Source organism: Micromonospora sp. NPDC047793 (assembly GCF_040642635.1).
Classification (GTDB): Bacteria; Actinomycetota; Actinomycetes; order Mycobacteriales; family Micromonosporaceae; genus Micromonospora.
On record NZ_JBEYSG010000002.1, the window covers coordinates 679,166 to 692,314 of the forward strand.

Sequence of the window (13,149 nt, forward strand, 5' to 3'; positions counted from 1 at the left end):
GCATGAGAGAGTGACGGGCATGCGTGCTCGCCGTCTTGTCGCCGTCGCCAGCGTGGCGGTCGGCCTCGTCGCCCTCTCCGGTTGCCGTTCCGAGCCCGGTGTCGCCGCGTACGTCGGTGACCACCGGATCACCGAGGACGCCGTCACCGAGGTCATCGACGACGCCCGGGCCAAGAACCCGGAGCCGACCGAGGCGGCCGAGCAGGTGCCCGGCCAGCAGCAGGTACGCCTGCCCGGGCGCAGCGAGGTGGTGAGCACCCTGGTGCTCGGCCAGGTCTGCGAGCGGATCTCCGCCGCCGAGGGTTACCGCCCCCAGGGGCAGGCCGAGGCGGCGCAGGTGGCCCAGCAGCTCGGCATCAGCCCCGAGGCCACGTACGCGCGGCAGGTCGCCGAGCTGTACACCTGCCTCTCCGGCATCCCGGTCGGCTCGCCGGTGGCACCGACCGAGCAGGATCTGACCGAATTGGTCGCGGCGGGCAAGCGGGCCGGTGCGGTACCCGCCGACGTGACCGTCGAGCAGGCCGCCCCGCAGCTCGACGGTGAACAGCTCCGGCAGGCGCTGGCCACCCGCAACGCCCTCTCCGAGGCGGTCGACACGTACGACGTGACGGTCAACCCGCGCTACCGTCCGCTGCAGTTCCCGGTGCTCAGCTTCGCCGGCCAGGCGGTGGCGGTGGGTGTGCCGCTGGGTGAGCCCGGTTCCGACGCGGTCACCGACGTCTCCACCCCGAGGCCGGCGCAGACCGGCCCGGCCGACAGCTGACCGTGCCTCGGATCGTCCTGCTGGTGACCTCACCCCGGTTGCCGGCCGGTCTGCTGACGGCGACCGCCTGGGACGTCGTACGCGCCGCACCGGTGCTCGCCGGAGCGGAGAGCGAGCTGACCACGGCCCTGCGGGTGGCGGGCGCCGATCTGCGGGTCCTCGACGGGCCGGCGGTGCCCGCGTTGCTGGAGGCGTCGGCGACGCACGAGACCGTGGTGTGGTTGGCCGGTCCGGCCGGCGACGAGTCGCTTGCCCGGGAGCTGGGGTTGCGGCTGGCCCGCGAGCCGGGGCTGGCGGAGCTGGAGCTGATGTACGGCTCGTGGGATCCGCCGGGTGCCCGGCTGCTCGACGCGGTCGCGGTGCTGGACCGGCTGCTCTCGCCGGGCGGCGATCCGTGGAAGCGGGCGCAGACCCATCAGAGTCTGGCCGGTTTCCTGCTGGAGGAGTGCTACGAGGCGTACGACGCGATCGGCGCCGGGGACACCGACGCGCTGCGCGAGGAACTGGGTGACGTGCTGCTCCAGGTGGTGCTGCACGCCCGGTTGGCCGAGGAACTGCCCGAGGGTGAGCGGTGGACCGTCGACGACGTGGCCGGTGGCCTGGTCGACAAGATGGTCCGGCGTAACCCGCACGTCTTCGCGGACGCCCAGGCGGGCAGCCTGGAGGAGATCACCGCGAGCTGGGAGCGGATCAAGCAGGCCGAAAAGTCCCGCGACTCGGTGCTCGACGGCATCGCGGTGAGTCAGCCCGCGCTGGCGCTGGCCGCCCAGATCCTGGAACGCGCCGCCCGAGCCGGGCTCGGTGTCGCGCTGCCGTCGCCGGACGCCCAGCCGGATGCCGAGGCCGCCCTGGGTGCCGCCCTGCTGACCGCCGTCGCCGAGGCCCGTGACGCCGGGCTGGACCCGGAGACCGCCCTGCGTCGCGTCACCCTCGCCCACGCCGAGGTCATCCGCGACACCGAGTCCCCCTCCCGCCCGAGCTGACGCACCGCCCGAGCTGGCGCATGGCCGGATCGTGGCAGTGTGGCTGGCGCTGCCCCGGCGTGTCGAACAGCTACGCTGCCACCCCCACCCCCACCCCCACCGGTGGCATGGCTTTGTGATCAAGAGGTTTGCGTCCGAGAGACCGTGTCGACACGATGCAAACTCCTTGATCACCGGGGTGGGGTGGGGCCCGTGCGCGGTGGGCGGGGCTCACCGGTTGGGGCGGGGCGGCTCCAGCGGCGGGGGGTGGGTCGGGTGGTTAGGGTCGGGGGGTGGAGAAGTTCGAGGTGGTGGCGGAGCGGATCGTCGAGGCGTTGCTGGTCAGTCGGCCGGGGGTGGCCACCTCGGTCGGGGACCACCGGTACGACGACCGGTTGCCGGATCTCTCCGCCGACGCGGTGGCGGCCGACCGGGCCATGCTCGTGGACGCGGCCAGCGTGCTGTGCGAGATCGACCCGGACCCGGGTGACGTCGAGGAGCAGGTGGATCACGGACTGCTCGCGGCGGCTGTCGACCGGGAACTCTTCGAGCTGACCGAGATCCGGGCGCACGAGTGGGACCCGCTCGCGCACAATCCCGGTCCGTTGCTGCACGCCCTCGTCGCCCGGCCGTACGCGCCGATCGAGGAGCGGCTGACCGCGCTCGCCGGCCGGCTCGGCGCCGTACCGGACGCGTTGGCGACCGCGCGGGCGACGCTGCGCGACATGCCCCGGATCCACGCCGAGACGGCGGTCGGGCAGTTCACCGGTGCCGCCGCGCTGGTCCGGGACGAGGTGCCGGAACTGCTCGCGCAGGCTCCGGCACTGGCCGACCGGATCGAGCCGGCGGCGACTGCGGCGATCGCCGCGCTGGAGGAGTTCGTCGCCTGGCTGCGTCTCGGGTTGGCCGCCGACGACGGGTCGGGGCGGGATCCCCGGTTGGGGCGGCGGCGCTGGGAGGCGCGCCTGTGGCACACGCTCGACACCGAGTTGGGCGCGGCCGAGATCCAGCGGCGGGCCTGGGCAAACCTGGACCGGGTCGGCGAGGAGATCCGCGCGGCGGCGGTCGAGCTAGTCGGTGGTCCGGCCGACGACGAGACGGTACGCCGCGCGTTGGACCTGCTCGCCGCCGAGCACCCGGACGACCACACCATCGTCGACCTGGCCTCGATCACGATGGACGAGGCGAGTGACTTCGTCCGCGCGTACGACCTGGTGAGCGTGCCGGAGGACCCCTGCGTGATCCAGGTGATGCCGCAGTTCGCGCGCGGCGTGGCGGTGGCCTACTGCGACGCGCCGGGCGCGCTGGAGATCGCCGACCTGCCCACGTTCTACTGCATCGCGCCGGCTCCGACGGACTGGTCGGCGCACCGGGTGGAGTCGTTCTACCGCGAGTACAACGATCACATGATCAGGAACCTGACCGTGCACGAGGCGATGCCGGGTCACTTCCTCCAGCTCGCCCACGCCCGTCGGCACCGGGGCACGACCCGGGTCCGGGCGCTGACCCGGTCGGGTCCGTTCGTCGAGGGTTGGGCGGTCTACGCCGAGGAGCTGATGGCCGGGCACGGGTTCGGCGGGCTACCGGTGCGGTTGCAGCAGCTCAAGATGCAGTTGCGGATGACCCTCAACGCGTTGCTGGACCAGTTGGTGCACGCCGAGGAGGTGCCCGAGGCGGAGGCGATGGCGCTGCTGACCGGGCGGGGCTTCCAGGAGGAGGGTGAGGCGGCCGGCAAGTGGCGCCGCTCGCTGCTCACCTCGGCCCAGCTCTCCACCTACTTCGTCGGGTACGCGGAGGTCGCCGACATCGCCGGGGCCCGCCCGTCCGAGGTGCCCCTGCGGGACTGGCACGACGAGATGCTGGCGCACAACTGCCCGCCGCCGCGCCACCTGCGTACCCTCCTGGGGGTGTGAGGCCGCCGTGGTGGGACCAGCCGAGCTGTCACCGCTCAGCCCGTCCGCAGCAGCCCACCCGGCGGATCATCGATCCAGGAGCCGGATGGCCAGGGCGACCAGGGCGCAGCCGGCCAGCCCGATCAACGCGGCGACGGTACCGGAGAGGATCGGGCCGGCGGTCCACGCGGCGCTGCGTGCCCGGATCGCCATGGTCCCCATGCCGATCGCGCTGCTCAGGACGAACACGAGCGCCCCGAAAGCGATGGCGGCGAAGAGGATCAGGTCTTCCCAACCGTCCACGCCGGTTCGGGACTGCCAGGCGACCCAGCCGACGAAGGCGATGTAGAGCACCGCGTACCACGCTGGCACGGTGACGATCGCGACGACCCGGTCGCGGCGGCTGCGGAGCTGGCCGGGGGCCGGACGCTGAGTTTCGGTCATGGTGTCACTGTGGCCACCGCGGGCCGGTCGGCGCGTGAGTAGCACTACTCAGGCGCGCTTCTGGGGTGAGAAGTGCGAAATGCTTAGGAATCGCTCGGTCGGCGGTCCACCACGCCGGCGCCCGGCGGCAGCTCGAACGCCGCGCCGTCGACCTGCTCCTGGTAGCGGCTCAACGCCAGCTCCACCGGTACGCCGTCGATCTGGCCGGTGAAGCTGCCGAGCACGCCCTCTCCGGTCACGCAGGCGGTGAAGCTCCCGGCCGTCTGGCGGACGTCGACGCAGGTGGCGTGGTGTCCGGCGACGGTGGTCTCGCTCTGGGTGATGACCGCTCCGGGGTCCAGCGCGGCACTGGTCAGCAGGCCCATCACCAGCGGCGGCGTGACCAGGCCCTCGCGTTCGGCGGCGGCGAAGACGACCACCGGCGGCTTGCTGTTCGGGGCGGGCGGCGCTTCGAGCGTGCAGACCGTGCGCCCGTCGTCGGCCTCGCAGCGGGTGGTCGCCTCGGCGGTGGCGGTCAGCTTGCCGTCCGGCCACTCGTACGCGGACCGGGCCGGGTCCTGGGACTGGTTGATCGACGCGGTGCGTCCGCCCGCGAGTTGGTACTGCGCCGAGTAGGTCAACTCCAGCGCCCGGTCGATCCGGGCGGCGAGGTCGTTGACCACGTCGGCCCGTCCCATGGCCCGTCCGGCGTCGTCCAGAGCCTGACAGCCGGTGACGGTGAGCAACGCAATGACCGACACGGCGAGCGTACGGAGGGTGGTCGAAGCGGCGGGCATGGCGCCAAGCCTGATCGATCAGGTCCCGCTCGTGCAAACCCGTTGCCGGTTGACGCACGAGAATTCGGGAATGTCCGACCCGTCGGCGCTCACGGAGCGGGTCGCGGCCCGCCCGGTCGCGGTGCGGCGGAACGGGGACCGATACGCTGCGTTCAACACCTGCCTCAGCCGCACCGTCGCGGCCCATACCGCACGAGACGACACGAACGAGGAGCGACTCAGTGGCAACCATCGAGGTAATCGAGGCTCGGGAGATCCTGGACTCGCGGGGTAACCCGACGGTCGAGGTCGAGGTCGGGCTGGACGACGGCACGATCTCCCGAGCGGCGGTGCCCTCCGGCGCCTCCACCGGCGCCTTCGAGGCGGTCGAGCTGCGCGACGGTGACAAGGGCCGCTACCTGGGCAAGGGAGTGGAAAAGGCGGTCGCCAACATCGAGGACCGCATCGTCGACCAGCTCATCGGGTACGACGCCAGCGAACAGCGGGTGATCGACCAGAAGATGCTGGACATCGACGGCTCCGACAACAAGGGCGAGCTGGGCGCGAACGCCATCCTCGGCGTCTCGCTGGCGGTGGCCAAGGCGGCGGCCGGCAGTGCCGGGCTGAGCCTCTTCCGTTACCTGGGCGGGCCGAACGCGCACCTGCTCCCGGTGCCGATGATGAACATCCTCAACGGCGGGGCGCACGCCGACAGCAACGTCGACATCCAGGAGTTCATGATCGCGCCGATCGGCGCGCCGAGCTTCCGGGAGGCGCTGCGCTCGGGTGCCGAGGTCTACCACGCGCTCAAGACCGTGCTGAAGAAGAAGGACCTGTCGACCGGGCTCGGTGACGAGGGCGGCTTCGCCCCGAACCTGCCCACCAACGCCGCCGCGCTCGACCTGATCGCCGAGGCGGTGGAGAAGGCCGGCTACACGCTCGGCACCGACATCGTCTTCGCCCTGGACGTGGCCGCCACCGAGTTCTTCTCCGACGGGCGGTACACGTTCGAGGGTGTCGCCAAGAGCGCCGAGGAGATGAGCGAGTACTACACCAAGCTCGCCGACGCGTACCCGATCGTGTCGATCGAGGACCCGCTGGCCGAGGACGACTGGACCGGCTGGCAGACGCTGACCACCGCGATCGGTGACCGGGTCCAGATCGTCGGCGACGACCTGTTCGTCACCAACCCGCAGCGCATCGCCCGGGGCATCGCCGAGCGGGCGGCGAACGCGGTGCTGGTGAAGGTCAACCAGATCGGCTCGCTGACCGAGACCCTGGACGCGGTCGACCTGGCCCACCGGGCCGGCTTCATGTGCATGATGAGCCACCGGTCCGGCGAGACCGAGGACACCACCATCGCCGACCTCGCGGTGGCCACCGGCTGCGGCCAGATCAAGACCGGTGCCCCGGCCCGCTCCGACCGGGTGGCCAAGTACAACCAGCTCCTGCGCATCGAGGAGGAGCTGGGCGACGCGGCGCGGTACGCCGGTGCGGGCGCCTTCCCGCGTTACCGTTCCGCCTGACGGGTGGTGAACCTCGGGGGAGGGGTGTGATGCAGCAGCGCCGCACGCCGGGTGGTCAACGTCCGGCCCGCCGGCCGGGACGCACCGGTCGGCCCGGCGTCGGCCGGGAGGGCGGAGGAGTCCGCGCCGAGTCGCGTACCACCGCCGGCCGGTCGCCGTCGGCTGCCCGCGGTGCCGAGGGCGTACGCTCCGCGAAGCGGCCCGCCGCCGCCCGGCGTACCGCCGCAGGCGGCGTCACCCGGCTCTCCGCACCCCGATCCCGAGGTCTCACCGGCCGGGCCACCGTGCTCGTCGCGGTGCTGATCGCGCTCGCCCTCGCCTACACGTATCCGGTCCGGGTCTACCTCGACCAGCAGGCCGACATCGAGCGGATGGAGTCCTCGCAGGACGCCCAGCGCAAGCTGATCGCCGAGCTGACCGAGGAGGCCGAGAAGTGGCAGGACGACGCGTTCATCGAGGCCAAGGCGCGGGAGCGGTTCTTCATGACCCGGCCCGGTGAGAAATTGGTGGTGCTGCTCGACGACCCGGCCGGCGCCGCCCGGGACGCCGGCACCGCCGAGCCCGGCACCCCGTCCGTGCCGGACCGCTGGTACGACACGCTCTGGTCGAGCGTGCGCGCCGCCGACGCGACCCCGACCGCCGACTGAGCACCGACCCACCCCGCACGAACGAGAGATGGCACCCGTGACTGTCGTACCACCGCAGGAGCCGGCGGCGGCCTCCGTACCCCCACCGAAGCGGGAACCGGCCACGGAGGCCGACCTCGCCGCGGTGGCCGCGCAGCTCGGACGCCCGCCGCGCGGCACCCGGGCGGTGGCGCACCGCTGCCCGTGCGGCCTGCCCGACGTGGTGGAGACGACGCCCCGACTGGCCGACGGCACTCCCTTCCCGACGCTGTACTACCTCACCTGCCCCCGCGCGACCGCAGCGTGCAGCCGGCTGGAGTCGGCCGGGTTGATGCGGGAGATGGCCGACCGGCTGGCCGACGACCCGGAGCTGGCCGACCGCTACCGGGCCGCGCACGAGGACTACCTCGCCCGGCGGGAGTCGATCGGCCAGGTCCCCGAGATCGCCGGCATCTCGGCCGGCGGGATGCCCGGCCGGGTGAAGTGCCTGCACGTCCATCTCGGTCACGCGCTCGGCGCCGGGTCCGGCGTGAACCCGTTCGGTGACGAGACGCTGGACCTGGTCGAGCCCTGGTGGGCGGCCGGCCGGTGCGTCGACGTGCCGGACGCCGAGTGAGCGGCGCGCCCGCTCCGGACGGGTCCGACGACATCCTGGTCCGGCCCGCCCGCACCGCCGACGTACGCGCCATCCGCCGGCTGGTGGACACCTACACCGACGACCGGCGGCTGCTCAGCAAGGCCACCGTCACGCTCTACGAACACGTGCAGGAGTTCCGGGTCGCCAGCCGGGTCGCCGACGGCGCGGTGGTGGGCTGCGGCGCGCTGCACGTGATGTGGGAGGACCTGGCCGAGATCCGGACGGTGGCGGTCGACCCGACCTGTCGGGGCCGCCGGATCGGGCACCGGATCGTGGCCGAGCTGATCGAGGCGGCGCGGGACCTGGGCATCGCCCGGATCTTCGTCCTCACCTTCGAGACCCGGTTCTTCGGCTCGTTCGGCTTCACCGAGATCGACGGCGCCCCGGTGCCGAACCCGGTCTACGAGCAGTTGCTGCGCTCGTACGACGAGGGGGTCGCCGAGTTCCTCGACCTGGAACGGGTCAAGCCGAACACGCTGGGCAACACCCGGATGCTGCTGCGCCTCTGAGGCCGGGTGCCCGGTCGGCACGCCACTGTAGGGTGACCGTCGTGACGACGCGTGTGGCCGCCATCGACTGTGGCACCAACTCGATCCGGTTGCTGGTCGCCGACCTGCCTGACCCGTCGGACGGGTCGTCCGCGCCGCTGCGCGACGTGTCCCGGCGGATGGAGATCGTCCGGCTGGGTCAGGGTGTCGACGCCATCGGCCGGCTCGCCCCCGAGGCGATCGAGCGGACCCGGGTCGCGCTCGCCGACTACGCCGCCGAGATCGAGAAGCTCGGTGTGGAGCGGGTGCGGATGTGCGCCACCTCGGCCAGTCGGGACGCGGAGAACGCCGCCGAGTTCCGGGACATGGTGCAGCAGACGCTGGGCGTGGCGCCGGAGGTGGTCAGCGGCGACGAGGAGGCCCGGCTCTCCTTCACCGGCGCGGTACGCGGCCTGCCCTCCGACGCCCGGTCGCCGTTCCTCGTGGTGGACATCGGCGGCGGCTCCACCGAGTTCGTGGTGGGCAGCCGGGAGGGCGGCGTCGACGCGGCGATCTCGATGGATATCGGCTGCGTCCGGATGACCGAGCGGCACCTGCACGGTGACCCGCCCGGGCTGGACGAGATCGCCGCCGCGCAGGCCGACATCGCGGTGGCGGTCGACCGCGCGCTGACGGTGGTGCCGGGACGTGGGGCGGCCACGCTGGTCGGGCTCGCCGGGTCGGTCACCACCGTGGTCGCGATCGCCCAGGGCCTCACCGGGTACGACCCGACCCGCATCCACCACGCCCGGGTGTCCTACGACCGGGTGGCGCAGGTGACCGCCGAGCTGCTGGCGGCGGATCGGGAGCAGCGGTTGGCGATCCCGGTGATGCATCCGGGCCGGGCCGACGTGATCGGTGCGGGCGCGCTCGTCCTCCGAGTGATCATGGAACGGGCCGGCATGGACTCGGTCGTCGCCTCCGAGCACGACATCCTCGACGGCATCGCGTGGAGCCTGGCGCAGCCCACGACCTGAGGCACGCGAACGGGAGGTGAACACCACTGCTCCCGCATCTTCCTAGCGACGGTCACCGCGTGGCAGGCTACCGACACGTACGACCACTGGGCGACCAGCCAGCGTTGACTGACCGCTAGGAGGATGGGCCGATGGGCGAGATGGTTACTTATCGTGGCGACGGAGGTACCGGCGAGGGGTACCTCGCGGTGCCCGCCAGTGGCACGGCCAGCCCTGCGGTCATCGTCATCCAGGACTGGTGGGGCCTGGTGCCGCAGATCCGGTCGGTGGTGGACCGCTTCGCCGAGGCGGGTTTCGTCGCGCTGGCGCCGGACTTCCGGCACGGCGAGCCGGCGGGCAAGCCGAGCGAGCCCCGACGGCTGTTGAACGGCCCGCAGATGGACGAGGCGGCACGCGAGATCGCGGTGGCCGCCGAGTACCTCGCCGGGCGTTCCGAGGTGACCGGGAAGGTCGGCTGCGCGGGTTTCTGCGCCGGGGCGAGCCTTGCGCTCTGGGCGGCCAGCCACTCCGAGCGGATCGTCGCCGCCGCCGCGTTCTATCCCCGGCTGCCCTGGGAGGGCATGCGTCCGGAGTGGACCGACTACGCCGGCAAGGACGCCCTCGTGCACTGCTCCGAGGCGGACGGCACCTCCACCGACCCGGGGGTCCAGACGGTACGCCGGGCGATCGAGAACGCCGGTGGCACCTGCCAGTTGCACGACTACCCGGGCACCGCGCACGCCTTCTTCAACGAGGACCGGCCGGAGAAGTTCGACCTGCGTGCCGCCACCAGCGCCTGGGCCCGCACCCTCGAACTGTTCCGGGCCAAGCTTGGCTGAGTCGCGTACCCCGGCGGACGTGGTCGCCCGCGCCGCGCGGGCGACCGATCTCGCCGACCTCGACGCGGCCGTCGCCGACTGCTTCGCCTGCCCCCGGCTGGTCGACTGGCGGGAGGAGGTGGCGCGGACCAGACGTGCCGCCTTCCGCGACCAGGAGTACTGGGGTCGACCGGTGCCCGGTTTCGGCGCCCCCGAGGCCCGGATCGCCGTGCTCGGGCTCGCGCCGGCGGCGCACGGCGGCAACCGCACCGGCCGGGTCTTCACCGGCGACCGCTCCGGCGACGTGCTCTTCGCCGCGCTGCACCGCGCCGGCCTGGCCAACCAGCCGACCAGCGTGTCCGCCGACGACGGACTGACCCTGCGGGACACCCGGATCTTCGCGGCGGTGCGGTGCGCCCCGCCGGAGAACAAGCCGCTCCCGGCCGAGCGGGACACCTGCGCGCCCTGGTCGTACCGGGAGGTCGACCTGATCCGGCCGACGCTGCGGGTGGTGGTCGCGTTGGGTGCCTTCGCCTGGGCCGCGTGGTGGCCGATGTTGCGCCACGTGTACGGCGTCCGTCCGCCCAGCCCGCGACCGTCGTTCGGCCATGGGGCACACTGGTCCGGCACGGCCGTACCGGAACTGCTCGGTTGCTACCACGTCAGCCAGCAGAACACCTTCACCGGACGGCTGACACCAGGAATGCTTGACGATGTGTTCGCCCGGGCGAGACAACTGGCCGGGCTGGACTGACGCTGCGGGGTGGTGGAGATGGCGGACGTGACGCAGACGAGCCCGCCGTACGCCCTGGTGGAGCGAAGGTAGGTCGGAGTGGACCTGCTGCGCAAGTGGTGGCCCGTCACCGCGGTGATCGGCCTGCTCGCCCTCGTCACGCTGGCCGCCGCGCACTCGTCGATCGGCGCGAGCCGCGTCCCGCCGGCCGTGCAGGACGCCCCGTTCGTCCTGGAGTACCCGACCGACGACCCACGCCCCTCGATCCCGGCCGAGCCGCGCGAGGTCGCCGAGCAGACCCGGACCGAGATCCCGCCCTGGCTCGGCACGGTGGCGTTGGCGCTGCTCGGCGTCGTCCTGCTCGTGGTCATCGGCTATCTCGCCTGGACGGTGATCCGTGGCATGGCGCACCGGGTCACCCGGCGACTGCCCGCCCGTCCGGCTCGCCGCAGCGCCGCAGGCACCGCCCGCGAGGTGGTCGCCGCAGTCGACGCCGGCCTGGTCGACCTGGACGACCGCGCCACCGACCCGAGGACCGCGGTGATCGCCTGTTGGGTCCGCCTCGAAGAGGCCGCCGCCGGTGTCGGGGTGCCCCGGCTGGCCGGCGACACCCCGACCGACCTGGTCACCCGGCTGCTGCGCGGCGACTCCGCGAACGGGGTGCCGGCTATCGTCAGCGCCGACGTGCTGGCCGAGTTGGCACACGTCTACCGCGAGGCGCGGTACGCGACCCGCCCGGTCGACGAGCGCACCCGCGACCAGGCCCGCGCCGCCCTGCGCCGGTTGCGCGGCGAACTCGCGGCCACCGTCGAGCGGGACGTGATGGCATGAGTGAGCGGAGCGAGCGAATCGTCAGGCGCAGTGTGGTGGTGCCTCATGTCGGCGCGCAGCGAAGCGGAGCGCCGGCATGAGCAAGACCAGTATCGACGACCTGCTCAGTTTCGAGGAGGAACGGCCGGTCCAGCAGGAGGCGCCCCGGGGTGGGCGGCTGCGGAGCGTCGTCGGGTTCCTCGCCGTCACCGCCGCCGCGACCGTGGTCCTGATCGCCGGGCTACGGGCGGTCGGGTTGCGGGTGTCCCTGGTGGTGCTGGTCGCCGGAGTCGTCACCGTGTTCGCGGTACGCCGTATCGTCGCCACGCTCGCCCCGCCGTCGCGCTCCGGACAGACGGGGGCGCGACCGCAGCAGCACGGGGAGGAGGACGGGATGTACAACTGGGACGCCCGGGACGCGTTGCGGACCGCGATCAACGGTTGGGAGATTCCGCTGGAGTGGTCCAAGGGCCAGCCGGAACGCTTCTCCCACATGATCCTGCCCCGCCTCGCCGAGCTGGCCGACGAGCGGCTCCGGCTCAAGCACGGCATGACCCGCGAGTCGGATCCGGGCCGGGCCCGGGCCCTGCTGGGTGAGCGACTGTCGACGTTCCTGGACACCCCGCCCCGCCGTACCCCTTCGCCGCGCGATCTCGCGGCGATCGTCGCCGAACTGGAGAAGATCTGATGAACGACGCCGGCCAGACGATGCCCCCTGCCGAGGTCGGCCGCCTCGCCCGGGCGGTGCTGGACGCGGTGGGCCAGGTCGTCGTCGGCAAGCGGGATTCGCTGGAACTGGTCCTCGCCGGCATCCTCGCCGGTGGACACGTGCTGCTGGAGGATCTGCCCGGCCTGGGCAAGACGCTCACCGCGCGGTCCTTCGCCCAGGCGCTCGGGCTGGACTTCCGTCGTCTCCAGTTCACCCCGGACCTGCTGCCCGCCGACGTCACCGGCTCGTTCCTCTACGACCAGCGCAGCGGCGACTTCACCTTCCGGGCCGGCCCGGTCTTCACCAACCTGCTGCTGGCCGACGAGATCAACCGGACGCCGCCGAAGACCCAGTCCGCCCTGCTGGAGGCGATGCAGGAGAAGCAGGTCTCGGTGGAGGGGGTCACCTACCGTCTGGACGAGCCCTTCCACGTGCTCGCCACCGCCAACCCGATCGAGTACGAGGGCACCTACCCGCTGCCGGAGGCGCAGCTGGACCGTTTCCTGCTGCGCGTGTCGTTCGGGTATCCCGATCACGAGGAGGAGTGGGAGGTGCTGCGTCGGCGGATGGCCCGCCGCCGCGAGGAGGCCGAGATCAAACCGGTCGTGGACGCCGCCACCCTGCGCTCCATGCAGGCGGCGTTGGAGGACGTGGTGGTGGAGGACTCGGTCGGCCGGTACATCGTGTCGCTGACGGCGGCCACCCGGGAGCACCCGTCGGTGCTGGTCGGTGCCTCGCCGCGTGGTTCGTTGGCACTGCTGCTGCTGGCCCGGGTACGGGCCGTGCTCTCCGGCCGGGACTACGTGGTGCCGGAGGACGTCAAGGACGTCGCGGCACCGGCGCTCTCGCACCGGATCACGTTGCGGCCGGAGATGTGGCTGCGGCGGGTCGACCCGTCCTTCGTGGTCGGCGAGGTCCTGGACGCCACCCCCGCCCCGGCCAGTGGTGCGCTGCCCAGTTACGCCGCCGGTGGACCGGGACACTGACCCGT

15 protein-coding genes are annotated in these 13,149 nt (G+C 72.6%); 13 read left to right on the forward strand and 2 right to left on the reverse strand.

Going from position 1 to position 13,149, the window contains the following annotated elements:
• Positions 1-19: 19 nt before the first annotated feature.
• The 3 genes from ABZ738_RS07490 (at position 20) to ABZ738_RS07500 (ending at position 3,638) form a co-directional block, all read left to right on the forward strand.
• Positions 20-763, forward strand: coding sequence for a hypothetical protein (locus ABZ738_RS07490; RefSeq protein ID WP_357211721.1), 744 nt, complete (start codon positions 20-22; stop codon positions 761-763).
• Positions 764-765: 2 nt separating this feature from the next.
• The gene (locus ABZ738_RS07495; protein ID WP_131051953.1) at positions 766-1,746 is read left to right on the forward strand and encodes a nucleoside triphosphate pyrophosphohydrolase; all 981 of its coding nucleotides are present in this window, start codon (positions 766-768) and stop codon (positions 1,744-1,746) included.
• 272 nt (positions 1,747-2,018) lie between these two features.
• A complete protein-coding gene (locus ABZ738_RS07500; protein WP_357211724.1) occupies positions 2,019-3,638 on the forward strand; it encodes a DUF885 domain-containing protein in 1,620 nt (539 codons plus the stop codon).
• A 66-nt stretch (positions 3,639-3,704) separates the two neighbouring features.
• Here the strand turns inward: ABZ738_RS07500 and ABZ738_RS07505 are convergent, their stop codons facing one another.
• Both ABZ738_RS07505 and ABZ738_RS07510 read right to left on the reverse strand, forming a co-directional pair.
• Positions 3,705-4,061 (reverse strand): hypothetical protein, encoded by a 357-nt coding sequence (locus ABZ738_RS07505; protein WP_357211726.1) that lies wholly within the window; start codon positions 4,059-4,061, stop codon positions 3,705-3,707.
• A gap of 83 nt (positions 4,062-4,144) precedes the next feature.
• Positions 4,145-4,837: a hypothetical protein gene (locus ABZ738_RS07510; protein ID WP_357211727.1), complete on the reverse strand. Its 693-nt coding sequence runs from the start codon at positions 4,835-4,837 to the stop codon at positions 4,145-4,147.
• 221 nt (positions 4,838-5,058) lie between these two features.
• Between ABZ738_RS07510 and eno the strand changes: the two genes are divergently transcribed.
• The 10 genes from eno (at position 5,059) to ABZ738_RS07560 (ending at position 13,144) form a co-directional block, all read left to right on the forward strand.
• Positions 5,059-6,342 carry a phosphopyruvate hydratase gene (gene eno, locus ABZ738_RS07515; protein WP_131056616.1) on the forward strand — a complete coding sequence of 428 codons (1,284 nt, stop codon included), beginning with the start codon at positions 5,059-5,061 and terminating at the stop codon, positions 6,340-6,342.
• A gap of 29 nt (positions 6,343-6,371) precedes the next feature.
• On the forward strand, positions 6,372-6,989 hold the full coding sequence (locus ABZ738_RS07520; protein WP_176092581.1) for a septum formation initiator family protein: 618 nt from the start codon (positions 6,372-6,374) through the stop codon (positions 6,987-6,989).
• Positions 6,990-7,026: 37 nt separating this feature from the next.
• Entirely contained in the window at positions 7,027-7,584 is a 558-nt protein-coding gene (locus tag ABZ738_RS07525; RefSeq protein ID WP_176092582.1) for a DUF501 domain-containing protein, read from the forward strand.
• Positions 7,581-8,114 carry an amino-acid N-acetyltransferase gene (locus tag ABZ738_RS07530; RefSeq protein ID WP_176092583.1) on the forward strand — a complete coding sequence of 178 codons (534 nt, stop codon included), beginning with the start codon at positions 7,581-7,583 and terminating at the stop codon, positions 8,112-8,114. The genes ABZ738_RS07525 and ABZ738_RS07530 overlap by 4 nt, the downstream gene beginning before the upstream one ends.
• 53 nt (positions 8,115-8,167) lie before the next feature.
• Positions 8,168-9,109 (forward strand): Ppx/GppA phosphatase family protein, encoded by a 942-nt coding sequence (locus ABZ738_RS07535; RefSeq protein ID WP_131055444.1) that lies wholly within the window; start codon positions 8,168-8,170, stop codon positions 9,107-9,109.
• 131 nt (positions 9,110-9,240) lie between these two features.
• Positions 9,241-9,927 carry a dienelactone hydrolase family protein gene (locus tag ABZ738_RS07540; RefSeq protein WP_131055438.1) on the forward strand — a complete coding sequence of 229 codons (687 nt, stop codon included), beginning with the start codon at positions 9,241-9,243 and terminating at the stop codon, positions 9,925-9,927.
• Between the two features lie 19 nt (positions 9,928-9,946).
• A complete protein-coding gene (locus tag ABZ738_RS07545; RefSeq protein WP_131055446.1) occupies positions 9,947-10,660 on the forward strand; it encodes a uracil-DNA glycosylase in 714 nt (237 codons plus the stop codon).
• 84 nt (positions 10,661-10,744) lie between these two features.
• Complete coding sequence (locus tag ABZ738_RS07550) at positions 10,745-11,470, forward strand: DUF4129 domain-containing protein (RefSeq protein WP_357211795.1); 726 nt, start codon at positions 10,745-10,747, stop codon at positions 11,468-11,470.
• A gap of 76 nt (positions 11,471-11,546) precedes the next feature.
• Positions 11,547-12,137: a hypothetical protein gene (locus tag ABZ738_RS07555; protein WP_131055440.1), complete on the forward strand. Its 591-nt coding sequence runs from the start codon at positions 11,547-11,549 to the stop codon at positions 12,135-12,137.
• On the forward strand, positions 12,137-13,144 hold the full coding sequence (locus tag ABZ738_RS07560) for a MoxR family ATPase (RefSeq protein WP_131055442.1): 1,008 nt from the start codon (positions 12,137-12,139) through the stop codon (positions 13,142-13,144). The genes ABZ738_RS07555 and ABZ738_RS07560 overlap by 1 nt, the downstream gene beginning before the upstream one ends.
• Positions 13,145-13,149: the final 5 nt, after the last annotated feature.

Bases quoted from the DNA above. Each gene is read 5' to 3' on its own strand.
- ABZ738_RS07520 (WP_176092581.1), top strand. From the start codon at position 6,372: ATGCAGCAGCGCCGCACGCCGGGTGGTCAACGTCCGGCCCGCCGGCCG.
- ABZ738_RS07560 (WP_131055442.1), top strand. From the start codon at position 12,137: ATGAACGACGCCGGCCAGACGATGCCCCCTGCCGAGGTCGGCCGCCTC.
- ABZ738_RS07505 (WP_357211726.1), bottom strand. From the start codon at position 4,061: ATGACCGAAACTCAGCGTCCGGCCCCCGGCCAGCTCCGCAGCCGCCGC.
- ABZ738_RS07490 (WP_357211721.1), top strand. From the start codon at position 20: ATGCGTGCTCGCCGTCTTGTCGCCGTCGCCAGCGTGGCGGTCGGCCTC.
- ABZ738_RS07510 (WP_357211727.1), bottom strand. From the start codon at position 4,837: ATGCCCGCCGCTTCGACCACCCTCCGTACGCTCGCCGTGTCGGTCATT.
- ABZ738_RS07540 (WP_131055438.1), top strand. From the start codon at position 9,241: ATGGGCGAGATGGTTACTTATCGTGGCGACGGAGGTACCGGCGAGGGG.
- ABZ738_RS07555 (WP_131055440.1), top strand. From the start codon at position 11,547: ATGAGCAAGACCAGTATCGACGACCTGCTCAGTTTCGAGGAGGAACGG.